29 protein-coding genes are annotated in these 23,807 nt (G+C 43.1%); 16 read left to right on the top strand and 13 right to left on the bottom strand.

Going from position 1 to position 23,807, the window contains the following annotated elements; translation table 11 throughout:
- Positions 1-92: 92 nt before the first annotated feature.
- The gene (locus tag ACFSMW_RS19780; RefSeq protein WP_390358036.1) at positions 93-281 is read left to right on the top strand and encodes a hypothetical protein; all 189 of its coding nucleotides are present in this window, start codon (positions 93-95) and stop codon (positions 279-281) included.
- A 72-nt stretch (positions 282-353) separates the two neighbouring features.
- Here ACFSMW_RS19780 and ACFSMW_RS19785 read toward each other — a convergent pair whose 3' ends face one another.
- Positions 354-914: a maltose acetyltransferase domain-containing protein gene (locus ACFSMW_RS19785; RefSeq protein ID WP_390358037.1), complete on the bottom strand. Its 561-nt coding sequence runs from the start codon at positions 912-914 to the stop codon at positions 354-356.
- 125 nt (positions 915-1,039) lie between these two features.
- Here ACFSMW_RS19785 and ACFSMW_RS19790 point away from each other — a divergent pair, with 125 nt between their 5' ends.
- Positions 1,040-1,234, top strand: coding sequence for a DUF4177 domain-containing protein (locus tag ACFSMW_RS19790; protein WP_390358038.1), 195 nt, complete (start codon positions 1,040-1,042; stop codon positions 1,232-1,234).
- A 53-nt stretch (positions 1,235-1,287) separates the two neighbouring features.
- On the top strand, positions 1,288-1,629 hold the full coding sequence (locus tag ACFSMW_RS19795) for a hypothetical protein (protein ID WP_390358039.1): 342 nt from the start codon (positions 1,288-1,290) through the stop codon (positions 1,627-1,629).
- A gap of 205 nt (positions 1,630-1,834) precedes the next feature.
- Here the strand turns inward: ACFSMW_RS19795 and pdxS are convergent, their stop codons facing one another.
- Positions 1,835-2,716 (bottom strand): pyridoxal 5'-phosphate synthase lyase subunit PdxS, encoded by an 882-nt coding sequence (pdxS, locus tag ACFSMW_RS19800; RefSeq protein WP_390358040.1) that lies wholly within the window; start codon positions 2,714-2,716, stop codon positions 1,835-1,837.
- 117 nt (positions 2,717-2,833) lie between these two features.
- On the opposite strand from pdxS, the gene pdxR reads away from it, so the two are divergent.
- Positions 2,834-4,231: a MocR-like pyridoxine biosynthesis transcription factor PdxR gene (gene pdxR / locus ACFSMW_RS19805; protein WP_390358041.1), complete on the top strand. Its 1,398-nt coding sequence runs from the start codon at positions 2,834-2,836 to the stop codon at positions 4,229-4,231.
- Positions 4,232-4,444: 213 nt separating this feature from the next.
- Here the strand turns inward: pdxR and hisC are convergent, their stop codons facing one another.
- From hisC to hisZ, 9 genes are all read right to left on the bottom strand, one after another.
- Positions 4,445-5,503: a histidinol-phosphate transaminase gene (hisC, locus tag ACFSMW_RS19810; RefSeq protein WP_390358042.1), complete on the bottom strand. Its 1,059-nt coding sequence runs from the start codon at positions 5,501-5,503 to the stop codon at positions 4,445-4,447.
- Positions 5,496-6,137 (bottom strand): bifunctional phosphoribosyl-AMP cyclohydrolase/phosphoribosyl-ATP diphosphatase HisIE, encoded by a 642-nt coding sequence (gene hisIE / locus ACFSMW_RS19815; protein ID WP_390358043.1) that lies wholly within the window; start codon positions 6,135-6,137, stop codon positions 5,496-5,498. Before hisIE ends, hisC begins: the two co-directional genes overlap by 8 nt.
- Positions 6,127-6,903 carry an imidazole glycerol phosphate synthase subunit HisF gene (gene hisF, locus ACFSMW_RS19820; RefSeq protein WP_390358044.1) on the bottom strand — a complete coding sequence of 259 codons (777 nt, stop codon included), beginning with the start codon at positions 6,901-6,903 and terminating at the stop codon, positions 6,127-6,129. The genes hisIE and hisF overlap by 11 nt, the downstream gene beginning before the upstream one ends.
- Positions 6,900-7,613 (bottom strand): 1-(5-phosphoribosyl)-5-[(5-phosphoribosylamino)methylideneamino]imidazole-4-carboxamide isomerase, encoded by a 714-nt coding sequence (gene hisA / locus ACFSMW_RS19825; RefSeq protein ID WP_390358045.1) that lies wholly within the window; start codon positions 7,611-7,613, stop codon positions 6,900-6,902. The genes hisF and hisA overlap by 4 nt, the downstream gene beginning before the upstream one ends.
- Positions 7,610-8,215, bottom strand: a complete 606-nt coding sequence (gene hisH, locus ACFSMW_RS19830) for an imidazole glycerol phosphate synthase subunit HisH (protein WP_390358046.1) — start codon at positions 8,213-8,215, stop codon at positions 7,610-7,612. The genes hisA and hisH overlap by 4 nt, the downstream gene beginning before the upstream one ends.
- A 265-nt stretch (positions 8,216-8,480) precedes the next feature.
- Positions 8,481-9,065 (bottom strand): imidazoleglycerol-phosphate dehydratase HisB, encoded by a 585-nt coding sequence (gene hisB, locus ACFSMW_RS19835; protein ID WP_390358140.1) that lies wholly within the window; start codon positions 9,063-9,065, stop codon positions 8,481-8,483.
- Entirely contained in the window at positions 9,020-10,345 is a 1,326-nt protein-coding gene (gene hisD, locus ACFSMW_RS19840) for a histidinol dehydrogenase (RefSeq protein ID WP_390358047.1), read from the bottom strand. The genes hisB and hisD overlap by 46 nt, the downstream gene beginning before the upstream one ends.
- Positions 10,342-10,980, bottom strand: a complete 639-nt coding sequence (gene hisG / locus ACFSMW_RS19845) for an ATP phosphoribosyltransferase (protein ID WP_390358048.1) — start codon at positions 10,978-10,980, stop codon at positions 10,342-10,344. Before hisG ends, hisD begins: the two co-directional genes overlap by 4 nt.
- Positions 10,981-11,081: 101 nt before the next feature.
- On the bottom strand, positions 11,082-12,314 hold the full coding sequence (gene hisZ, locus ACFSMW_RS19850; RefSeq protein WP_390358049.1) for an ATP phosphoribosyltransferase regulatory subunit: 1,233 nt from the start codon (positions 12,312-12,314) through the stop codon (positions 11,082-11,084).
- 177 nt (positions 12,315-12,491) lie between these two features.
- Here hisZ and ACFSMW_RS19855 point away from each other — a divergent pair, with 177 nt between their 5' ends.
- From ACFSMW_RS19855 to ACFSMW_RS19865, 3 genes are all read left to right on the top strand, one after another.
- Positions 12,492-13,289 carry a histidinol-phosphatase HisJ family protein gene (locus tag ACFSMW_RS19855; protein ID WP_390358050.1) on the top strand — a complete coding sequence of 266 codons (798 nt, stop codon included), beginning with the start codon at positions 12,492-12,494 and terminating at the stop codon, positions 13,287-13,289.
- Between the two features lie 252 nt (positions 13,290-13,541).
- Positions 13,542-14,018 carry a chemotaxis protein CheW gene (locus ACFSMW_RS19860; protein ID WP_390358051.1) on the top strand — a complete coding sequence of 159 codons (477 nt, stop codon included), beginning with the start codon at positions 13,542-13,544 and terminating at the stop codon, positions 14,016-14,018.
- A gap of 102 nt (positions 14,019-14,120) precedes the next feature.
- On the top strand, positions 14,121-14,837 hold the full coding sequence (locus ACFSMW_RS19865; RefSeq protein ID WP_390358052.1) for an EAL domain-containing protein: 717 nt from the start codon (positions 14,121-14,123) through the stop codon (positions 14,835-14,837).
- A 254-nt stretch (positions 14,838-15,091) separates the two neighbouring features.
- Here ACFSMW_RS19865 and ACFSMW_RS19870 read toward each other — a convergent pair whose 3' ends face one another.
- Positions 15,092-15,295, bottom strand: a complete 204-nt coding sequence (locus tag ACFSMW_RS19870; protein WP_390358053.1) for a TspO/MBR family protein — start codon at positions 15,293-15,295, stop codon at positions 15,092-15,094.
- 325 nt (positions 15,296-15,620) lie between these two features.
- Between ACFSMW_RS19870 and mutM the strand changes: the two genes are divergently transcribed.
- The 6 genes from mutM to ACFSMW_RS19900 all read left to right on the top strand — a co-directional run bounded on the left by mutM (position 15,621) and on the right by ACFSMW_RS19900 (position 21,052).
- Entirely contained in the window at positions 15,621-16,433 is an 813-nt protein-coding gene (gene mutM, locus ACFSMW_RS19875) for a DNA-formamidopyrimidine glycosylase (RefSeq protein WP_390358054.1), read from the top strand.
- A gap of 23 nt (positions 16,434-16,456) precedes the next feature.
- Positions 16,457-17,290: a deoxyribonuclease IV gene (locus ACFSMW_RS19880; RefSeq protein WP_390358055.1), complete on the top strand. Its 834-nt coding sequence runs from the start codon at positions 16,457-16,459 to the stop codon at positions 17,288-17,290.
- 420 nt (positions 17,291-17,710) lie between these two features.
- Entirely contained in the window at positions 17,711-18,202 is a 492-nt protein-coding gene (locus ACFSMW_RS19885) for a PTS sugar transporter subunit IIA (protein ID WP_390358056.1), read from the top strand.
- 29 nt (positions 18,203-18,231) lie between these two features.
- The gene (locus ACFSMW_RS19890) at positions 18,232-19,050 is read left to right on the top strand and encodes a PRD domain-containing protein (RefSeq protein WP_390358057.1); all 819 of its coding nucleotides are present in this window, start codon (positions 18,232-18,234) and stop codon (positions 19,048-19,050) included.
- Positions 19,051-19,116: 66 nt separating this feature from the next.
- Positions 19,117-20,565, top strand: a complete 1,449-nt coding sequence (gene nagE, locus ACFSMW_RS19895; RefSeq protein WP_390358058.1) for an N-acetylglucosamine-specific PTS transporter subunit IIBC — start codon at positions 19,117-19,119, stop codon at positions 20,563-20,565.
- A 256-nt stretch (positions 20,566-20,821) separates the two neighbouring features.
- A complete protein-coding gene (locus ACFSMW_RS19900; RefSeq protein WP_390358059.1) occupies positions 20,822-21,052 on the top strand; it encodes an excisionase family DNA-binding protein in 231 nt (76 codons plus the stop codon).
- A gap of 210 nt (positions 21,053-21,262) precedes the next feature.
- Here ACFSMW_RS19900 and ACFSMW_RS19905 read toward each other — a convergent pair whose 3' ends face one another.
- Positions 21,263-21,952: a copper homeostasis protein CutC gene (locus ACFSMW_RS19905; protein ID WP_390358060.1), complete on the bottom strand. Its 690-nt coding sequence runs from the start codon at positions 21,950-21,952 to the stop codon at positions 21,263-21,265.
- 179 nt (positions 21,953-22,131) lie between these two features.
- Here ACFSMW_RS19905 and ACFSMW_RS19910 point away from each other — a divergent pair, with 179 nt between their 5' ends.
- From ACFSMW_RS19910 to ACFSMW_RS19920, 3 genes are all read left to right on the top strand, one after another.
- The gene (locus ACFSMW_RS19910) at positions 22,132-22,785 is read left to right on the top strand and encodes a hypothetical protein (RefSeq protein WP_390358061.1); all 654 of its coding nucleotides are present in this window, start codon (positions 22,132-22,134) and stop codon (positions 22,783-22,785) included.
- Between the two features lie 223 nt (positions 22,786-23,008).
- Positions 23,009-23,560 carry a TlpA family protein disulfide reductase gene (locus ACFSMW_RS19915; RefSeq protein WP_390358062.1) on the top strand — a complete coding sequence of 184 codons (552 nt, stop codon included), beginning with the start codon at positions 23,009-23,011 and terminating at the stop codon, positions 23,558-23,560.
- Between the two features lie 40 nt (positions 23,561-23,600).
- A complete protein-coding gene (locus ACFSMW_RS19920) occupies positions 23,601-23,786 on the top strand; it encodes a hypothetical protein (protein ID WP_390358063.1) in 186 nt (61 codons plus the stop codon).
- Positions 23,787-23,807: the final 21 nt, after the last annotated feature.

Below are 23,807 nucleotides of genomic sequence, written 5' to 3' on the forward strand. Positions count from 1 at the left end.
ATATTACCCCTTCAGTATACAGGTTAAGCATCAGGTAATTCCAAACATACATATATGGGCAATGGTTACATTAGCGTTAGGAGGTGTGACCATTGGCTAAAAAGAAGAAAAATCAGGAAAATATTAACGTTGCGTTAGGCGGCATGGGATTCTACGGAACGACCTCCAACGGAGAAGCAACAGGGTACCGTGCATCCGGCGATATGGAGAATGCTGGAAGGTTGGACAAAGGTTTTCAAAGGCCTGAAGATGAACCTTCAGTTAAAAAACATAAGGATTAATATGGAGGGAAATGGCATTATTGCAAATAGGAGAGCACCGCATGCTTTCCTATTTGCATGGATTTATACGTTTCATTCAGGAATTTTTTTAATAATCCTGGCTGGATTTCCCCCGACGACGACATTAGCAGGGACATCTTTGGTGACAACAGAGCCTGATGCCACAACGACATTATCCCCGATTCTGACACCCGGATTGATTACAGCCCTTCCTCCGATCCATACATGATGACCAATATTCACCGGTTTTCCGTACTCGATACCAGTGATTCTTTCTCGCGTGTCAATCGGATGTGCAGCAGTATAGATATGTACTCCAGGGGCGATGAAACAGTCATCACCGATACGAATTTCACAGATATCCAGGAATACACAGTCAAAATTCGCGTAAAAATTTTCTCCTATATGTATATTATAGCCGTAATCGCATCGAAATGAAGGTTCGATGCTAAGCTCATTGCCGGTAGAACCGAATAGCGCTTTCAATAGTTCGCTTCTTTTTGGAGTCTCATCTTCCGATGTCTGATTGAATAAGCGTGTCAGCTTGCGCGCTTGCAGTCTTTCTTTGACAAGCTGCTGGTCTCCCGCATGATAAAGTTCTCCCGCAAGCATTTTCTCTTTCTCTGTTTTCATACTTAAATTCTCCTATGCAAAATAAATGTAATGTAAATATAACATGAATACTTCGCTTTGTATGGTAATATTTTGAAACAAATGCATCTCTATAATCGTATGGATAAATAGAGGGGGCAGACGGTATGCAGTGGGAATATAAGGTGGTTGCCTGGAAAAATGCTATGCTCGATGTAGACAGCGGGGAACTGGAAGAACTACTGAATGAACACGGCAAGTCCGGCTGGGAGCTAGTCAATATCATTCCACAGATTGGCAGCTATGCCGGGAATGTCACAACAAATTTCAATCAAATCGTTTTTAAAAGGGTAAAAGATTAAGCGGGTTGTCTCAGGTATCAATAAAGGAAAAATGGCAGAGGAGTAGAATGGGTATGAGGAAAAAAGCAATTTGGCTGGTTTCAGCCATTGTGGTTGTGTGTGGCCTGTTTTTTTATCATCAAACATATTTTTCATACAAAACATTGAACGAGCTGCATCATTTTCCTGTCCCGAGATATGCAAAGCTGGTAGATAAATCAAATATAGCTTATGGATTCAATTGGCCGCAGGCTAAAGAAGAGGACGGGATCCCATATGGGTATAAATTCATTTTAAAAAGGAATGGCTGGGTGCAAACCCTGCGGGAAGGCTCCCTTACGGAATATCAGAAAGGGGATCACCGCATTTCTTTGATCTGTACGAACCAGTATTTGAAAATATTGCTGCAAACATAGTATTCCTGTGGTCGATAATCCGGAGATATGATATACTTAGATTTGCGATGAGCTGATTTGCATAAGCCGGGCACTGCGTTATCTGATGTGAACAGATAGTGACCCGCCGCAAATATCGATGGCGCCTGTACGATGTACAGGCGCTTTTCATATGCACAAAATAGGGATGCTGCTTGTTGCTGCAGCATCCCTTCCTGGATCTTATTCACCATCCGCGTTCAGCCATTCTTTCCTCTCTTGGCATTGTTTGTACATCCAAACCTTTCATCGCAGTACCTAGTTCTTTCGACAATTCTCCGATTAATCCGTAATCCTGATAATTAGCAGTCGCTTTGACAATCGCGTTGGCGAATTTCTCAGGTGTCTCCGATTTGAAAATACCTGACCCGACAAAAACGCCATCTGCTCCAAGCTCCATCATTAATGCAGCATCAGCAGGAGTGGCTACGCCGCCCGCAGCAAAGTTAGACACTGGAAGCCTGCCAGCTTCTTTGATTTGTTTCAATATTTCATAAGGTGCACCCAAGTTTTTAGCCTCAGTCATCAGTTCATCATCTTGCATTAAAGTCAGTTTTCTGATTTGGGCATTGACCCTTCGCAAATGACGGACAGCTTCTACTATGTTGCCAGTACCAGGTTCTCCTTTTGTCCGCAACATGGAAGCACCTTCTCCGATACGGCGGGCAGCTTCACCAAGGTCACGGCAGCCGCAAACAAATGGGACAGAGAAATCACTTTTCAAAATATGAAATTCTTCATCAGCTGGTGTCAATACTTCGCTTTCATCAATGTAATCAATACCCATCGCTTCCAGAACACGGGCTTCAACAATATGTCCAATACGTGCTTTGGCCATGACAGGGATGGAAACAGCCTCTACTACCTCGGCAATGATTCTCGAATCAGCCATTCTGGCGACCCCGCCAGCTTTGCGAATGTCAGAAGGTACTCTCTCTAGCGCCATTACAGCGACCGCCCCTGCAGCTTCCGCAATTTTTGCCTGCTCCGCATTGACTACGTCCATAATCACACCATGGTGGGGGATATGTACTCCTTTAATTGCTCTAGCGTCTTTAACTTTTTCCATTTAATCGCTCCTCCATTGATATTTTATTTTAAATATTAATTCGATTATAATAGGAATGTGATATTGTTAAAAGCGTCAGTTTAAATATTTTTGATGGGGTCAGAAAGGGCGGAGTATATGGATATGTTGTCCTGTGTATTGGATCGAGAAAGCGAACAGACTTTATATGAACAACTGTATAGGTATATTAAGGGAGAGATTATCGCAGGCAGACTGGTGTACGAAACCAAGCTGCCATCTAAGCGCAAATTGGCTGACTACCTTAAGATTAGTGAAAATACCATCGAAACAGCATATGTTCAACTTGTAGCGGAAGGATATTTGGAGGCGAAGCCCCGTCAAGGTTATTTTATTGCTGCTAATGAGGATTTAGTGTTGGTCAATACATCAAAAAAAACACACCAACAGAAAGAAAAACCCGTGGCATGGAAATATGACTTTCACCCCGGTAAAATCGATACGGAACATTTTCCGTTCACCAAGTGGCGAAAATACGCCAAAGAGCTGATAGATCCACAGTATCATCATCTGCTTTTACACGGAGATCGCCAAGGTGAACTTGTTTTAAGGCAGGAAATCGCTACCTATTTGTATCATGCCAGGGGGGTGAAATGTTTACCTGAAGAAATCATTATTGGTGCCGGAAGCGAAATATTGCTCCAACAACTGGTCAGTCTGATGGGAGATGACATCAGTTATGGGGTGGAGGATCCTGGATATCATGTCATATCACGTATCCTGGCAGACCAGCCAAATGAAGTACGGCCATTGCAAGTAGATGAAGATGGTGTGATTGTGACTGATTTGGAAAAGCAACGGATCAACATGATGTACACGACACCCTCTAATCACTTTCCATATGGTTATGTGCTGCCGGTCAATCGTCGGGTGCAGTTGCTTAATTGGGCATCTGGCCAGGAAGGTCGTTATATTATTGAAGATGATTATGATAGTGAGTTTCGGTATACGGGAAAATCCATTCCGGCATTAAAAGGAATGGACAGTGCCGGTAAAGTGATTTATTTAGGCTCATTTTCCAAGTCGCTGATACCGTCACTGCGGATCAGTTATATGCTGCTGCCAAATAAGTTATTGAAACAATACAATCAACGTTATTCTTATTATCATTGCACTGTTTCCCGAATAGACCAGCGTATACTTGCACGATTTATGATGTCAGGGGATTTTGAAAGACATCTAAATCGCATGCGTAAGGTCTATAGACGTAAATTGGAAAAAACAATGGAAATTTTGCAGCCGTATTCAGACAGGATACGGGTAATTGGGGAACAGAATGGACTGCATATATTACTTGAAGTCATGAATGGTATAGGTGAGAACGAACTTTTGGAGAGGGCGGCTTCTGCAAGGATCAATGTTTATTCATTGTCTTCTTATTCAATGACGAACTGGAAAGTTATGCGGCCGAAAATCGTTTTTGGGTTTGCTGGGATTGCGGAAGAAGAACTGGAAAGTGCTTTGAAGGATTTGTTTACGAGTTGGGAAATCATCTGAAAAAGCAAAGTTATGTAACTCGTCCTTCTGTCTTAAAATATATCCATGCTATCAAATGAAGCTAAACTGTTCTGTATATAATCATTAACTTGTTTGATAATGACAAAAGCCAGCAAAAAAGCAGGCTTTTGTCGTTTCTCATATTCTTTTGTAATTGTTTATACCGGAACACAAGTATTATATCTGCTCCTTTTAAACAGACATCAGACTTGCTTATCCCATACATATCTTACCAGTCACCTCTAAGAAGCGCTCCATCTGTTCATCTGTCCCAATCGAGACTCTTAAGAAGTTCGCAATCCTCTGCTTATCAAAATGCCGCACAAGCACATTTTCCTTTTTTAACAGCATATATAAATCAGCTGCGTGGATATCCGGATGTTCCATGAATAAAAAGTTGGCTTGTGATGGGATGACATGAAATCCCAGTGCTGACATTCTTTCAGTCGTCATTTCCCGCGTTCTTATGAGCTGCATCGTTTTTTCACTGAAATAAGCGTGATCCTGAAATGATGCAAGTGCTCCGCGGAGAGCGAGCCGGTCAATGGTGTAGGAATTGAAAGAATCCTTAATACGTATCAGTGCTTCTATCAAATGTGCTTGTCCCAGTGCATACCCCACACGCAGACCGGCGAGAGACCTTGATTTGGAGGTCGTCTGCACTACCAGAAGATTTTCGAAGTCTGCAATGAGTGAGGCAGCCGATTCGCCGCCAAAGTCGATGTATGCTTCATCCACTATCACGACACAATCTGGATTTGCCACTACCATTTCTTTGACGCTTTCCAATTCTAAAAATATACCTGTCGGTGCGTTCGGATTTGGAAATATCACGCCTCCGGGGCTGTTGGCGAATGCACTTGAAGGTATGGAAAAATCCTCTTCTAGCGGGATTTCTTCATAAGGAATATCAAATAGCTTTGCATACACCGGATAAAAGCTGTACGTGATATCAGGGAAACGAATGATTTTTCCAGGATCAAAAAATGCCATAAAGCTAAAAGCTAATACTTCGTCTGATCCATTTCCGATAAATACTTCATCCGGCTCCAACCCATAACGTTTTCCAATTTCAGCACGAAGCAAATCAGCGGTAGGCGAGGGATAACGCATCAACTGATTCGTTTCTTCCGTAATGGATTCCAACACTTTTGGGGAAGGGGAATACGGGTTTTCGTTCGTATTCAATTTCAACAAATCCTGTGTATTCGGCTGTTCCCCAGGTACATAAGGCTCCGTTCGCCTGACCATCGTACTCCAAAATTTATGCATTCTGCTCACCCTGCTTTTGCAGGTGGCGTTTGAAAAGCTCGACCTTTAAATCTGTAATATCCACCTCGACGAGCTCCATCAATACAAGGGTATGATAGATCAAATCAGAGATTTCCCAAGTGATTTCTTTTTTATTGTTATTCTTGGCACCAATAATGACTTCAGCTGATTCTTCCCCGACTTTTTTTAAAATCTTATCGATACCTTCGCGGAATAAATAGGTCGTATAGGAATCTTCGACTGGATTTTCTTTCCGTTCCTTGATTTTCTGAACAAGTTCATGAAGCACAGTCCGGTTGCTAGCCGCATCTTCCGTAATGGTTTCAGAAAAACAGCTGCGATTTCCAGTATGGCATGCTGGCCCATCCGGCACAACTTGCAGAAGCAGCGCATCGGCGTCACAATCCTGCTGCAGACGTACGACTCGCTGTGTATTCCCTGAAGACTCACCTTTATGCCATAATTCATTCCTGCTTCGGCTGAAAAACCAGGTTTCTTTCGTTTCCAACGTCTTTGCAATCGCTTCTTCATTCATATATGCAAGTGTTAAAACCTCGCCGGTTTTTTCGTCCTGAACGACAGCAGGGATTAGACCGTTTTTGTCGAAACGCAATGTAGAGATGTCAAAATTCATTTGCTGTTACCTCCCTTATCGGTATATCTTGTTGGCGTAAGAATGCTTTTAGTGCGTGGATATCGATTTCTTCGTAGTGAAAGACAGAGGCCGCCAACGCTGCATCGGCTTTTCCTCCAAGCAATGCCTCAGCGAAATGTTGCATACTGCCAGCGCCGCCACTGGCGACAATAGGTATATTGACAACATCCGCAATTGCTCTATTGAGGTCGAGATTGTAGCCATTTTTTTCTCCATCTGTGTCTATCGCATTGACAACAATTTCCCCGGCTCCGAGCTTTTCTGCCTTTTGCGCCCAGGTGATGGCGTCCAATCCTGTGTCCACCCGGCCGCCGTTGATAAAAACATGCCAGCTGTTTGCAATTTGTTTGGCATCAATGGCAAGCACGACACACTGTCTGCCGAATTTAGCAGCAGCATCGCTGATCAACTGTGGATTTTTTACAGCAGCACTGTTAATCGAAACTTTATCAGCCCCAGCACGCAATACTTTTTGTATATCATTTACCGTGCGCAGACCGCCGCCGACAGTGAAGGGAATAGAAATTTCAGCGGCAACCTTTTCAACCATATCGACAAAAATGTCTCTGGCTTCATTGGATGCGGTGATATCGTAAAAAACAAGTTCATCTGCACCAGCCTCATCGTATTTTTTTGCTAATGTAATGGGATTTGCGACGTCTTGTAAGTCTTTGAATTTCCTGCCTTTTACTACCCTGCCCTTGTCGACATCCAGACAGGGAATGATTCGTTTTGTCAACGTCATTGTGTCACCTCCAATAATTCTTCCAGAGACGTTTTTTCTTCATAGAGTGCCTTGCCGATAATAGCACCGTACATATTCAATGCTGCGAGATTTCTGACATCCGCAGCAGTTGAAACGCCGCCTGATGCGATTACCTTGATTTCAGATGCTTTGTTCATTGTTTCCAATTCTTCAACATTCGGTCCTTTGAGCATGCCATCTTTCAAAATATCTGTATAAATGATCGTTTGTACGCCGATGTTTTCTAGCTGCCGTAATAAATCCAATGCCTTCAGATTACTTGCATCCATCCAGCCGTCTGTGGCAACATAGCCATCCCTGGCATCGATGGAGACAGCGATTTTATCCCCGAAAGTGCTTACCGCTTCCTTCAAAAAAACTGTATCCTTTAAAGCTGCTGTACCAACAATGACTCTTGCGACACCACTGTCGAGGTAGTCTTTAACGGTTTCCAGCTGCCGTATGCCACCGCCGACTTGAATGGGCACAGAAACTTCATCGGCGATTTGCTTGATCACGCTTGCATTGCTGGAGAGGCCGGTTTTGGCACCGTCCAAATCGACAATATGTAACCATTCAGCACCGCGTTCTGCCCATTTTTTTGCCATGGCAACAGGCGAGCCGCTATAAATTTTTTCATTGTTGTAATCGCCTTGTCTTAAGCGGACACAGTTTCCATTACGAATATCGATCGCTGGAAATAGAATCATGAAATCAACTCCCCAAAATTTTTCAGTATTTGCAGCCCGATACTGCCGCTTTTTTCCGGGTGGAATTGGATGCCGAACACATTGCCTTGTTGTACTACCGCTGGGATACGCACGCCATAAGCTGTATCGGCGACAAGATTTTCGGTGTCACCCTCCGCGGCAAAATAAGCGTGGACAAAGTATACATGTGAGCCTTCCCTAATGCCGTTTAATAGTGGAACGTTTTGCTTTATTTGCAAATCATTCCAGCCCATATGCGGAACTTTGACTATATCTGGTATTAGGCGGACTTTTCCTTTGAATAAACCGAGTCCAGGGCATTCCCCGCCTTCATCACTGGTTTCATAGAGCATTTGCATGCCAAGGCAGATACCGAGAAATGGCTTGTTTTTGGAAGCTTCTGATTTGAGCAGGCTCACCAGACCCAATTTTTCTAACTGTTTCATCGCTTCTGCGAACGCCCCGACTCCCGGGAGGATGATGGCATCGGCTTTTTCGATTTCATTTTTGCTGGTAGTGAGCAGAGATGGGATATCCAGCCGTGATAATGCAGATTGCAGGCTCTTGATATTACCGGCTCCGTAATCGATGATGGCAATCATAGTCATGTTCCCTTCAAAAAGTATAGGCTGTTGTTTTATGAAGCCCCTCGAGGTCTTAAGCCATCTTCTTATGTGGCAAAACCCCGCCACGCCAGAATCTTGCTTAAGCTTGTCGGGGCTGATCAAGGCGCTTGCACTTTTCTTATTTGTCTAGTTCCAGCGCCTAGCCCCTCGAGGTCTTAAGCAATGTTCTTATGTGGCAAAAACCCGCCACGCCAGAATCTTGCTTAAGCTTGTCGGGGCTGATCAGGCGCTTGCACTTTTCTTATAGCAATCCCTTTGTTGATGGGATTCCTTTAAAACGCCCTGCTTGCTCACTTGATTGCGCAAGTGCGCGGCCAAATCCTTTGAAAATCGATTCAATCATATGATGCGAGTTCTTTCCGTAATATAAATTGATATGCAGGGCAAGTTTGGCATGATTGACAAATCCCTGGAAAAATTCTGCTACGAGCTCGGTATCAAATTGGCCGACTTTCTCCTTCAGTCCTTCCACACGATAAACGAAACAAGGCCTGCCGCTGATATCGATGGAAATAGCTGATAATGCCTCATCCATCGGCGTAGTGATGTGAGCATAACGGTTGATGCCTTCTTTACTGCCAAGTGCCGTATAAAACGCCTGGCCAAGTGCGATACCGATATCTTCAGTAGAGTGGTGCTGGTCAACTTCGAGATCCCCCTGACAGGATATTTTCAGGTCGAAGCCAGCATGCTTAGCCATCAACAAAAGCATATGGTCGAGAAAGCCGATTCCGGTATCGATCTCCGTTTTGCCGGTTCCATCAATACTCAGTTGCAAATCTATTTTTGTTTCTGCTGTTTTTCTCGAAATCTGTTCGCTTCGGATAGTGCATCTTCCTTTCTATACATGATTGCTTTGCTGTGGGCATCGAGTCCTTCTGTATCTGCGATGGTGCTTATATGGTCTGCTGCTGCAAGCAAAGCTGGCTGGGAATACTGGATGATGCTGGACTTCTTCAAGAAGTCATAGACACCAAGCGGTGACGCAAAAGCGGCGGTGCCGCTTGTCGGAAGTGTGTGGTTAGGACCTGCAAAATAATCACCAAGCACTTCCGGAGAATACGAACCGAGGAAGATGGCACCAGCGTTTTGTACCGAATGGATTTGTTCCATCGGATTTGCCGTAATGATTTGTAAATGCTCCGGTGCGAGCAAGTTTACCAATTGGAACGCCTCATCTAAATTTGCAGCAAGGACAATCCGTCCATGTCTATGCAGGGATTCTTCAGCGATTTGCATTCTTTCCAATGAGCCAAGCTGCTTCAGTACTTCCTCTTGTATCTGTTTAGCGATATTTTTATCGGTTGTGATACAGATGGCTGCAGCATCTTCGTCGTGTTCCGCTTGAGAAAGCAGATCCGCTGCAGCAAAACGTGGGTTGCAAGTTTTGTCGGCGATGATACAGACTTCGCTTGGACCGGCAATCATGTCGATGGCAACATCGCCAAACACCCATTTCTTGGCGCGGGCGACAAAGGCATTCCCTGGTCCCACGATTTTATCGACTTTCCTGATGGATTCTGTTCCATAGGCTAGTGCTGCAATCGCCTGGACACCGCCAACCTTATATACTTCTTCAACGCCTGCCATTTCAGCAGCAACGAGAACGTGCGGATTGATTTTTCCATCCTTTCCAGGCGGGGTGGTGATCGCAATGGAAGGTACCCCTGCGATTTTAGCGGGCAGCACATTCATGAATACTGTCGATGGGTATGCGGCCTTACCACCAGGAATGTAAATACCAGCACGCCCCAGAGGTGTCACTTTCTGGCCAAGCATGATACCTTCTGCAGGATTGATGAACCAGGAATGTTCTTTTTGTTCCTGATGAAAGCGAAGAATATTTTTTTTGGCCGCTTGCATCGCTGTGATGAACTGTTCGCTCACGAGCTGTGAAGCCTCCGCAAATTCTTCCGCACTGACGCGCAGATTTTCCAAATTGACCTGATCGAATTGTTTCGTGTAGTTTCGTAACGCGTGATCGCCATTTTTTCTTACTTCTGAAAGGATATGAAGCACGGTTTGGTCGATTTCTTTTTGATCGGAGCTGCTGCGGGCAGTCAATTCCAATTCTTTTTCATATGTGGTTGCTGTAATTATTTTCATACGGTACACTCCAAGCCGTTCTTGATTTGATCGATAATTTTTTGGATACTGGCTGTTTTTGTTGCGAAACTTGCTTTATTGACTACCAGGCGCGTGCTGATATGATCCATGTCTGCCAATATCTGCAGCCCGTTTTCGCGAATGGTGTTGCCTGTTTCGACAATGTCGACTATCACATCCGCCATACCAATCAGCGGTGCAAGCTCCACTGAGCCATTTAGCTTGATAGTTGTGATCGGAATGTTTTTGTCCTTAAAATATTGTTCAGCAACGTACGGGTACTTTGAAGCAACTGTCAGGTGCTCCGCTTTATCCAATGGCGTCTGCCCATGCAATCCGGCAACACAAAACTTGCATTTCCCGAACTTCAAATCTGCCAGCTCATATATATCAGGATTTGCTTCTAAAATATTATCCTTGCCGACGATTCCGATATCAGCAGCACCTGTTTCCACATATGTGCAAACATCGACTGCTTTGACAAAGACAAGCTTCACGGTGTTTTCCTGGTTGTGAAAAACGAGTTTTCTGCTGTCGGGGTGAAAATCGTGAAACGCAATATCTGCTTTTTCTAATAGTGAGATGGTTTGTTTGGCAGTACGTCCCTTGGCTAGAGCAATGGTAAGCTGTTCCATCGAAAAAAACCTCCTTATATCAGATAAATGGGAAGGCGGTAGTTGGTTCTTCGCCCGGATAAGTGAATGTGTCATATGCACGCATGTGGTAGGAATATCTTTCAATTTTTCTTTACGGTTTCAACAATCAATTTCTCCAATTCTTCTATTGTAGTGAATGGCACCACTTGTTCACCGCATATCCATGTGCTGGATGACGCTTCAAGCTGAATGATTTGTTTACTATTGATGGGCATTTGTTCAACTGCTTCAGCTGTAATCACACGCCAGCCGGCATTTCGCAGCTTTCCTGCCAGTTTTAGCGCTTTTGAAAGTTTGTTTGTTTCATAGATAATCGTGATATCGCCTGGAAGATCAGCTGTAATATCTATTTTTGCTTCTTCAAGCAAGCTTTCCGCATCGATGGCAAAGCCGACAGCGGGAACGGTATTACCGAATGCGGCTGCAAGCTGATCGTATCTGCCGCCCATCAAAACTGGTTTAGCTACCTGATCGACAAAACCTTGGAAAATGATGCCCGAGTAGTAGTTCATATGATTGATCAGGCCGAGATCGAAAACAATCTGTTCGCTGACACCATATGTGCAGAGTACTTCATACACTTCCCATAGGCCGTCGAGTTCTTTTCTCATGGTATCGTTCAAAATGATATTCTGTGCACGTTCCATGACGGTTTTCGGTTCCCCGTAAAGCAGCGGTATTTGGCTGATTTTTTCAACCAGATACGGTGGTACGTCTTGAGATGTTAAGAAAGGAGCGATTTCTGTCATGTTTTTTGCCTGAATATACGTTTTCAGCTGCTTCAGCGCTGTATCATTGATTGGCAGCTGGGTAAGCAGTTGTTTAAAGAAGTTGGCATGCCCGACTTCGATTTTGAAATTCGGTGTTTTCATATCCTGCAATGTTTCAACAGCCAATGCGATGACTTCTCCATCTATGGCTGCAGATTTTTCGCCAAAACACTCTACGCCAGCCTGTGTTTTTTCTTTGCTTCCGGTTCCATCAAAGGATTGGCGGAATACATCCATCATATAAAAGTAGCGGATATGTCCAGCAGTGCCGTGATAATGTTTTGCTACCTCTTTCGTCACCGGGATGGTTGCATCTGGGCGCAGTACAAGGACTTTTCCACTGGGATCGATAACTTTGATCATGTCATCCTGGGCGATGGTCCCCGCTACCTGGGAATACAATTCATACGGTTCGAATACGGACGTGTGGACATGTTCGTAGCCGAAGAGTGAGAAACGTCGCTGCATTAGGGATAACAGCTGTTTTCGTGATTGGAAATCTTGGTTATTTGCTTTCATGGTATCAAAGGTAAAAACCTTCATAAAAAAACTCCTTTAAAAATCTAATGTATGACTTGGATATGCCATACTGTATTAAAAATAGCTGCCAAAAAAATCTGTTGCTTTTTCACACTATTACTTTATTACTTTATCTAATTAAAGTTATCCTGTATTATAGAATGAAGATTAAAAGAAGTCAATCAAGGAGTGAAAAATTTTATGTTTGATTATCATATACACAGCGATTTTTCCGCAGATTGTGAAACACCAATGGAGGAGACAATCAGACATGCGATAGAAATTGGTATGAAGGAAATTTGTTTTACAGAACATATTGACTTCGATTATCCTGATCCATCGATTGTCTTTGAACTCGATTTGCCAGCCTATGATAAAAAAATAAAAGAATTGCAGTCGGCGAATAGGGACAAAATTTGTATCAAAAAGGGTGTGGAAATCGGCGTACAGCCACATTTACTATCCGAATACGAAGCTCTCCTTGGAAAAGAAAAGTTCGATTTCATCATCTGTTCCATGCATACAACGAAGAACAAGGACTTGCATTCTGGTGATTTTTTCAAAGGAAAGCGTGTAGAAGAATCTTATCGAACGTATTATGCGGAGCTGCTTGCATGTGTGCGGTATTTCCGCGATTTCAGCATTCTGGGACATGTAGATCTGGTCAAGCGATATACAGCGCAACAAAGCAAGCTGGATTTTCATGATTTACTGACAGACATATTTCAAACCATCATTCCGAGGGGACAAGGCATTGAACTGAACACCTCTGGCTGGCGCTATGGTTTGGATAGCGACATGCCGAGTGAAGATATTTTAAGACTCTATAAAGCTTGTGGTGGAGAGATAATCACGCTTGGTTCTGATTCTCATGTTGCCGAAACCGTGGGATATAAATTCGCAGAATCGGCAGCACTTTTAAAAGAGATTGGTTTTCGCTATATCGCCTCTTTTGAAGAAAAAGAGCCTCAATTTCATCCAATTGATGCATTTTGCTAGTAATTACATTTGTATAAAAAAGCATAAAGGTAGATAGCAATGCTGTTCATTCGTTTCAAGTAAGTTTTCCGAAGCAAGAGGCGAGAAACATTGCAATGCTATAGACTGAAAATTATTACTTTTGAGGAATACTTCATGATACATGCAATTAACCCGATATATCTTGTAGTCAAAGTAATTTGTTTTTAATGTTGAATATTTGGCAGCTTACCTCGAACAGGCCTGCCAAAAATGGGTATGAGGAGGATACGTATGGAAACTATTTTAAAATATATCGTGTTTCAATTGCATGATCAGTCGTATGGGGTCGATGTCGGCCAGGTGTTATCCATTGAACGAATGGAGGAAATCACCCCTGTGCCTAAGACGTCTGAGTTTATCAAGGGTATTATCAATTTGCGCGGTGAAACGATTCCAATCATCGATTTAAAAGAGCGTCTAGCATTGGAAACGAGCAATCCAACAGAGGAGAATCGTATCCTGATTGTCAGTGTGGATGATACACAAGTCGGTTTTATCGTGGATGCCGCAACTGATGTCCTGGATATTAACGACGAGCTCGTGGAGTCCGCACCAAGGATGGTTGGAGATTTGAAAGGTGATTTTATGAAGGGTGTGGCCAAATTATCCGATCGATTGCTGATTTTACTGGATCTGGCAAAAGTTTTGGACTTTGCGGAATCAAATGAAGTGAAACAGATCGAGCTGCCATCCTCTTCCCAGGAGTGAATAGCCATCGGCCGAATTCTCAATATACTCCAAATAGCCGGCAGCTTGCCCGTTTGAGATAATGACGTTCATATAAAATATCGTTGATAAAGGATGATTTTTTTGAGTAATACTGCACTCATAGAAAGCGACTTCCCGTTTTTCCATGTATTTCAGCCGGTAATGGATTTGAGAGATGATAGTATTTACGGATTCGAAGTATTGCTTAGATCACCCGATGGCAGAAACCCGGAACTTATTTTTGCTGAAGCGAAGGAGCAGGGGGGGTTGTTCGATTTGGATATACATTCTATATTCAAAGCCTGTGAAACGGGTATGAAGACGTTTCATGAAGTGAATTTGCTGCTCAATGTCTACCCCTCCACCATGGTTCACCCGGAATTCCTGCCGACCATGAGACAGATAGAAGAAATAGTGCAAATCAAACCGGAAAATGTCGTTTTGGAAATAAACGAATCGGAAAAAAAAGAACAGTTTTATATGTTGCAGACTGTGGTGAAACAGCTCAGACAAATGGGCTATCTGATTGCTCTTGACGATATTGGTAAGGGAGATGCGACACTGCAGTCCATCATTGAGTTCGAACCGGATGTCGTGAAATTGGACAGATATTTCATGCGCGATTTGGCAGTTTCCCATAAGAAGCGCCGATACCTCAAAAAAATTATTGAAGTGTTTGGGGAAGACATGCACTTTGTCTTGGAAGGACTGGAAACCGCCGAGGATTTACGTATTTCGAAAGCGCTGGACATACCGCTCGGGCAAGGTTTTTATTTAGGAAGACCAGAGCCAACTTCCTTTTATAAAAATGAAGCATGAAAACACCTGGAAAAGAGCAATACTGCTTTTTTTCAGGTGTTAGCCATCTATATTCCACTTGGAATCAATGCAATAAATAATGTCTCTGTATTGTACGAACCGCGATTCATCCTCCACGTTGCGAAATTAAGCCCAAGTGTATAAGTGCCCCAGCTGATATAAGGTACCATTCGTGTTCCAGCAAGTTTGCTTTTTGGGTAAAAGTAATACGCGTTTCAAGTAATAGCTGTCCATAGAATGATATTTTGCAGCCCTCATGTTACATCAAGCGACGTCCAGACGACAGGAAAGATCCAATTTGGCGGAGCACATTTTGGTGTTTTGAGTCGTCTAAATGTTGTTTTAACGGATCTTGTAGCAATTGTTCCGGCAATCGTGCCTGCAACGACAGGAAGTGCGACGCTTGCTGCTAGTTTCCACTTGTTGTTCTTAATAGGCAAGCTGCCCCCTTCTTCCATATCTCACATTTTGAGAAAGCTGTCAGCTGTTATGATGAGCTTTCTTTTTAGCATTTCAGCTTAAACATGCATTATTTGCTTCAACTGTCAGAAGTTACCGAGTCACCTTCGATAAACTTCATCTTTTGCTTTGCTGGGTGATGAAGGTCAGGAAATAAACATTTCATACCGCTGCTTATGATTTTTTGGGTCTTGAGAATAATAAGTGAAAGGCTTTAAAACAACTCAATAGAGATAGCTTAGAGCTTGAAAAGATGAATATGGCACCTTTATAAATTTGAACGAAGGGTGCAGGGTAAGAACGAGATGTTGTGGAGGGATTTGTATGCCAGAACTTCCGGAAATGGAAAACTACAGAATACATTTACAGCAATTTATTACTGGAAAACGTATTGAGAAAATCAACATTAACCGGGAGAAATCCATCAATGAAACGCCGATGTTATTTAGGAAGCAGACCGAAAATCATCAAGTGACCGGTATGAAAAGAAGAGCGAAGTATCTTATATTCCATTTGCAAAATGGATCCAGTTTATTGCTACATTTGATGCTTGGGGGCTGGATGTTTTATGGCAGCAAAGCTGAAAAGCCCGACCATAAAACGCAAATTGAGATAGTTTTCGACACTGACAGTTATTTATATTTCTTTGGTCTTCGGCTTGGCTATCTCCATTTGCTGCCTGCTGACCAGTTGGAGAAAGAACTTTCCGAAATCGGGTCGGAGCCATTTGCAGGCAGCTTCTCTCAGGACTTTTTTACAAGTCAGCTGAAAGGTAAAAATGGGAAACTGAAAGCTGTACTGCTTGATCAGCATTTCGTTGCAGGGATTGGCAATCGCTATTCCGATGAAATCCTATGGTACGCGCAGCTGAATCCGCGCAGAAAAGCTAGTGAGCTTAATTGGTATGAGGCAGGAAGCTTATATCAATCCATTAAATATATATTGCAGCAAGCCATCCAAAGCGGCGGCTATATGGACAGACCGTTTTTTGCCGGCGACAATTTGACTGGCGGATACAAAGAAAAACTAAAGGTGCACGGCCGGCAAGGGAAGCCATGTCCGCGTTGCGGAACCCCTATTGCAGAAGAGAAAATAGCTTCGCGAAGAACCAGTTATTGTCCTGGTTGCCAACACTGAGCAGACAGAAAGGAAAAGTTATTATGAAATTTGGGTGTCATCTTTCTATCCGAAACGGTTATCTCGGTGCAGCCCGGCAAGCGTTATCCATGAAGATGGATGCTTTTCAATATTTCCCGAAAAATCCCCGCAGCTTAAAAACCAAGCTGTTTAACAGAGAGGACGCGGCACTTTGCAAGCATTTCTGTAAGGCGCACGGTTTATCATCTATCGGCCATTCACCTTATCCGACAAGTTTGACACCGCATGATATAGTGAGAAGAAAGCAGGTAATCGCATCATTATTGAATGATCTAGCCATCACGGACGCTTGTGGTTCTATCGGTATCGTTGTACATTTTGGCAAAGAAACCAGCAGGGGAAATCCGCTAGCAAGCTATCAGCTGATGATTGATGTGCTGAATGAAGTGTTGGAGGAATGGGACGGCAATGCAAAGATTTTATTGGAAAACCGGGCCGGTCTGCCGGGAACGATCGGAACAACCCTGGAAGAATTGGTCCAGGTGCGCAAGCTGTGTGATTTTCCTGAAAAAATTGGTTTTTGTCTTGACACATGCCATGCTTTTGCTTCTGGATTATGGAATGGTGATAATTGGGGAGAAGTACTGAAAAGAGGAAGAGAATTGGCGTATTTCGACGAGCTGCAGGTTGTCCATCTGAATAATTCCAAATACAGTACGCGTCAGGGGAAAGACCGCCATGCTCCCGTTTTCGGACCTGGATTTATTACAGAGGGGCAATTTGATGCACTTATGCAAACGCCGGAATGCAAAGATATTCCATTCATTTTGGAAACACCAAAAGAAATCATACCCCATGAAAAAGAAATCGCTATGCTGCAAAAAAGATGGAACTAGCAGCAAGGTTCTGTAGAGGCATGAAGATTATCCGTATCAGCATGCGTATCCTGAAATGCCTGGAGAAAATGTGTTTCAACTAGCATGCTTTCTACTTTAGTTCCCTTTGTGCTATCTCTTCTTGAAGCATTCACAGGTCCCGACAAACTTGATGTGAGCCGATTTTGTCTTTATGTTTGCGTTTTCTTATTGACAGGGTTATAGGCCAATGTTACTATAAAATTACAATATGAATAGTGATCACATGTTACTGATACGAACAGGCATGGTGGTATGGTGAGCTGGATGGTGACTTCCTGCTTTATACCTCCATGTCTTTTTTGGTATAATAAATGTTCGTATTCCATGTGTGAACAACATAATGAAGGGAAAATTAAACATCATATAGTTGACTTAACAGCTAAGAAAGGATGAATTTCCATGTTTAAAAATTTATTCAAAAAAAATCAGGCACAACAAATTTTGGCACCGTTAAATGGTGAAATCAAGGCGTTGGAGGAAGTTCCGGATCCAGTATTCAGCGAAAAAATGATGGGAGAAGGAATAGCGATCGTTCCTGCAGAGGGAAAAATCGTTTCTCCTATTGATGGAGAAATTGTACAGGTTCCAGATACGAAGCATGCAGTCGGCATGGTCGGCAAAGATGGTACTGAAATATTGATTCACATTGGACTGGAAACGGTCGAACTAAAGGGAGAGGGCTTCACTCCAAAAGTCCAGACTGGCGATAAGGTTACCGTCGGACAACCTTTAATGGAATTCGATTTGGAATATATTCAGGAGCATGCAAAAGACGTGATTACACCAATTGTCATTACGAACAGCGCAAATAGTGGAAAGCATTATACGATGACAAATGAAAATGAAGCAAAAGCTGGAGAAACTGTCATTATCACCGTTTCTGAAAAATAAAGTGATAGATAAAAGGATGTGGCTTTGAGATGAAAGTGACAAAGATACTGAATAACAACGCTGTCATCATCAAAGATAGGGAATTGGAAAAAATAGCGATTGGCGCCGGAGTCGGATTCAATAAAAAGAAAAATGATCCTGTTAATCCGCAAAAAATTGAAAAGCTGTTTGTTCTGGAAGATAACGAAAAACTGGAGCAGCTGCTTTTGCGCATTCCCGAAGAGCATTTTCTCTTATCGGAAGAAATTATCGCGCATGCTGAATCCCAACTTGACGCAAAATTAAACAGCCATGTCCTTTTAGCTCTATCTGACCATATATCGTTTGCCATTGAAAGGGAGAAGCAGGGCATTCATTTAAAAAACAAGCTGCTTCAGGAAATTAAAATCTTATACCGGGATGAATTTCAAATCGGTTTGTGGGCGATCAAACATATTAAAGAAAAACTTGATCTTGATATGCCTGCGGATGAGGCTGCTTTTATTGCCCTGCATATCCATACCATGAAAATTCAAGGAGGTGATTTGCACGAAACAATCAGAGAGACAACGATTATCAGGGATATGGTGGAAGTAATCAAAAGCACGTTGCAAATTTCTATCCAAGAGGATGATTTGGCGTATGAGCGGCTGGTCACCCACTTGCGCTTCGCATTAAATCGTTCTAAACATTATGAAGTACATGCTATGGACGAAGAAATGCTGGAGATGATCAAGCGCAAATTCCAAGTTGCTTATGACTGTGCACTGCGCGTCAATCAACGGATTAAAAAGATTTATCGGATTGAGCTTCCGGAAGAGGAGCTTGGCTATATCACGCTTCACATAGAAAGACTGCGGAAATATTGAAATAATTTGTACCTTTTTGTTAACGCATACATTAGAGAGTCTATAGATTTCAAGGGGGAAATTTAAATGATGAAAGCTCTGCAAAAACTCGGCCGGTCTTTGATGCTGCCAGTAGCGGTCCTTCCTGCAGCTGCTATTTTGGCAGGGATCGGGAACTGGATTTTAGGCCTGACAAGCGGAAGTGCAGCCAATGTAATCGGCACATTTCTATTACATGCTGGTACATCCATACTGGATCATCTCGGTATCCTCTTCGCAGTGGGTATCGCAATTGGCTTATCCAAGGACAAACACGGTGCAGCTGCACTCAGCGGATTGGTCGGTTTCCTGGTAGTCAGCAATTTGATTTCGACTGACACGGTTGCCGGATTGCTGGGAGTCGATGCTGCGGACGTTGATCCGGCATTCGCACAAAATGACAACGTCTTTATCGGAATATTATCCGGGGTTATATCTGCCAGCATGTATAACCGTTTCAGCGGTGTCAAACTACCGGATGCACTGGCGTTTTTCAGCGGCAAACGGTTGGCTCCGATTATGGCGGCGGCAGCAATGGTAGTGATGGCTGCAGTTCTGTTTTTCGTATGGCCAGTTGTATTTGGCTGGCTGGTAGCGTTTGGTAAGGCAATCAGCAGTTTGGGCGCTGTGGGAGCCGGATTGTATGGCTTCTTCAACCGCCTGTTAATTCCGACTGGCTTACATCACGCATTGAACTCTGTGTTCTGGTTCGATGTGGCTGGTATCAACGATATTGGCAATTTCTTGAAAGGCACTGGTGAAAAAGGTGTCACTGGTATGTATCAAGCAGGGTTTTTCCCAATCATGATGTTTGGTTTACCTGCAGCTGCTTTGGCTATGTACCATACGGCTAAAACGAAGCGGAAAAAACAAGCTGCATCCTTGATGCTGGCAGCAGCATTTGCAGCGTTTTTCACAGGAGTTACAGAGCCGCTTGAATTTTCATTCATGTTCCTGGCTCCTGCACTGTATGTCGTTCATGCCATTTTGACAGGTCTGTCGCTGTTTATTGCGGCAACGTTCCATTGGACTTCCGGATTCGGCTTCAGTGCCGGATTGGTGGACTATACCTTAAGCTTTATCAACCCATTAGCTAATAAGCCATATATGCTAATCATACAGGGGCTCGTTTTCGCAGTGATTTATTACTTCCTGTTCCGTTTCTTGATTACAAAATTCAATCTGAAAACGCCTGGTCGTGAAGATGAACAAGAAGTTGCAGAAGAAGATAATGTTCCTGGAGCAAGCGATGATAAATTCGCTATAATGGCTGCCAAGATTTATGACGGACTTGGCGGAGACCAAAATGTTGATGCTGTGGATTACTGCACGACACGATTGAGAGTGGAAGTGAAAGATATGGACCAAGTAGATCAAGATAAAATCAAATCTACAGGTGTGCCTGGGATCAATGTTGTTGGAAAACACAGTATCCAGGTTATTGTCGGCACAAGCGTACAATTTGTTGCTGATGAGGTGAATAAAATCAGGAAATAATGTGGTGTATGATGGAAAACAGTCTGCGGCCAGTTGCTGCAGGCTGTTTTTGTTCAGTCAATTTATATCCAGCATATATCTTATTTTTAATATGCTAATATGCTATTTTGGACTTTCGCAGTGAAAATGATGGCAGCCTTTATCGGATTTTCTCGGTGAAAAATAGGATATGTTACAATGGCTGATGGGAATCTATAATGTGACGTTGGAATTTTTAGCATGAAAATTCGTTGGAAACGACAGGGGAGCAGAGAAAATGTATCTAACCATTAAGGAAACAGCCGATTATCTATCTATAGAGGAAGGAACCGTAAGGGCACTGGTACTCCAGGGCAGAATACGTTCCATATTTGACGGGGAAACATACTTGATCAATCAAGAACAATTCACCACCCACTTTGAGCAGCTTGAGAAGTATAAAAAAATGTTGGAGGATTATTTGAATGAACCGATTCCAGAAGATATAGATGTGAAGGATGAAGACTGACATAAATAAAGGACGAGCGAATCTGATGGTGCCGTCCTTGGAACCGGTGGAAATTTGAGCGGGGGCGATAGATGTTTTAGACCAGGCGCCGGCGCTAATGAGCGATTAATCTTAGAAATGCGCGCCAATGCCTGAAAGAGAACCAGGCAATGGCTGGAATTTTGTGTGCAACACCCTCACGATGGATTGCACAAGAATTGAAGTGCATGTTTACCCAAGGATTTGTTTCACAGAGGCCACTTTAGTCTCATCGAGTCCTTTTTCAAAACTGCCGTTAACACGAAAACCTGAGCCGACATGATATTGGCTGGCACCTATTTTTTCATGAAGCGTACCGAGATTATTCGGTGTAACGCCGCTTCCAACAAGTATTTCTGGCCCATCCAATTCATGTGAAAGTGCTACAAGCTGCTGCAGCTCCTTGGTTGCTTGATCTGCCTTTTCTTTACCGCCGGAGGTTAAAATTCGCCGGACATGTTTGCTATATTTGGTCAATACATGATAGGCTTCCCATTGTGAAGATACTTGGTCGAATGCCCGATGGAAGGTAATGTCGAAATCCGGTGCATACTCGATCACCTCGGTTAAAAACGCCTCATCCACCTGGTGATCTGCTGTTATGGCACCGATGACAATACGGTGGCCCCCTAAGGAGCGGATTGCTGAAATATCTTCTTTGATAGCCAGCAAGTCTGTTTCATCGTATGTAAAACCGAAGTTATGCGGTCGAACCATGATTTGAACGGGAATCCTGACAGTATCCAGGACAGTTTTGATGACCCCATAGCTTGGTGTCAGCCCGCCTTCCTGCATGGCGCTTACCAACTCTACGCGGTCAATCCCGAATTGCTCTGCTTGTTTTGTATCCTTGGCATTTAATGTAATTGCTTCTATTTTCATAACGAACACCTCCATCTTATTTTACCATAGGGCAGGCTGAATTCTCCAAAAGTTTCATCCTGTCTGGTGGTAACCCCGCGTATTTGTGACAAGATTATGAGTAACAGACAGATATGCTTACAAAAAACGGTCCATCGGCTAAAATGGTAGAAGAGTAGGTCAGGCTCCTGGAGGAAAATGTGATACAATTACAATTGCTGCAAAAAATCGGTGTCTTGGCAATCAGTGTCTTGCTGGGATATGCTTACTATTTTTTTATGAGTGAAGAAAAAAAACAGTTCAAATGGAAAAATGGGAACTTGCTTGTTTCCCAGTTGATGAATTTTATCATTTGTCTATGGATAAGCAAAGTGCTGATACATGTGCGGACATTTTTTCATGACCCGCTGGCAGTTTTGGCGTACCCAAGTGATGCAAAAGCATTCTACATGGCAAACGGCTTGATGCTTATGTATATCCTATGGCTGTCGGGCAGAAAAAAATGGCAGACAATGTCATTCATGCCAGTTTTTGTGCCTGCTTTTTTGGCTGCTTCTTTTATATTTGAATGCATACAAATCTTGACGAAGCAGCAATATCGTTGGGAGTATGCGTCTATATTGCTTTTGTTAATATTAGCGCATCTCTTCCTTCATGAACGAATCAAAGCCAATGTGCTGTTATCAGTGCTCATGACTTGCTGGAGTATTGGACAGCTTTTGTTGCTTCTAATCAATCCATATGCAACGATTTTCGGCTTCGTCATCTCCGGTTGGTATTTCGGTTTGACGGCAGCTGTTTCAGGCCTTCTAACTATTTACTATGCGTGGACAGCGCTTGATAAACATGATTGAACCGAAAAGATTACAATCGATAAACCTTTTATAGAAACTTATACTGCCACCGCAGTGATTTGCCCCGATGTAGCGGATAAGCATCGTTGGAATCACTTTATCAATGGTTAACGGAAAAACCGTCACAGAATGAGATTGCTGTGATTGCAAATCAAGGCATGCGATTATATGATAAGAGTAGTTTTGGCAACAATAGTGGCGGCGATCTGGATGGAGGTTGAAGATGAAAAAAATAATCATCGGTATTATTTTGCTCGCCATGTTCGGCTGGGCGATATATAGCTTTACGAATGATAAGAAACAAGAGGAGCAAGCGAACCAGGATTCAGCCAAGTCTGCGCAGCAGAAGGATGTTGGCCTGGAAAAAGGGCAGTATGCGCCAGATTTCAAGCTGAAAAATATGAAAGGCAAAGAAGTGAAACTATCAGATTATAAAGGTAAAAAAGTATTGTTGAACTTCTGGGCCACCTGGTGTCCGCCATGTCGTTCGGAAATTCCTGATCTGGAAAAATTTCACCAGGAATCAGATGTCACCGTACTTGGTGTAGATTCCCTTTCTCAAGAAAGGAATGTGACTGCGGTTTCCGAATTTATCAAGGAATTTGATATGACATATCCGGTCTTGAAAGATAAAGACGGGTTGATTATCGGTCTGTATCAAGTGCAATCATATCCTACTACCTATCTGATCGACTCGAAAGGACGCATTTCAAATATAGCTGTGGGGCCGTTGAACTATGAACAAATGGTTCAGGCCTTTGAAACTATGGAATGACCATGCTGTTCGCATGTGAGAAAAATATGGGGGTAGGAGAATGAATCTGAAGTTTTATATTTATCAAATCATTGCTGTCGGTATTATCTGGTGCGGCATGGCGTTCTTTTTTGATAAAATGGATGAGGTGAGCCGGATCGTGTTTTATGCGGTAACCTCCTGGTTGCTGTTTCTGGCAGTCCTCTTGATAAAAATGATTATCAGAAGAAAAAAACAAGATAAATGACGATAAAGGAGAGCCCCGAGC

The sequence above is a fragment of the Tigheibacillus halophilus genome, from assembly GCF_042683165.1.
GTDB lineage: Bacteria > Bacillota > Bacilli > Bacillales > Amphibacillaceae > Tigheibacillus > Tigheibacillus halophilus.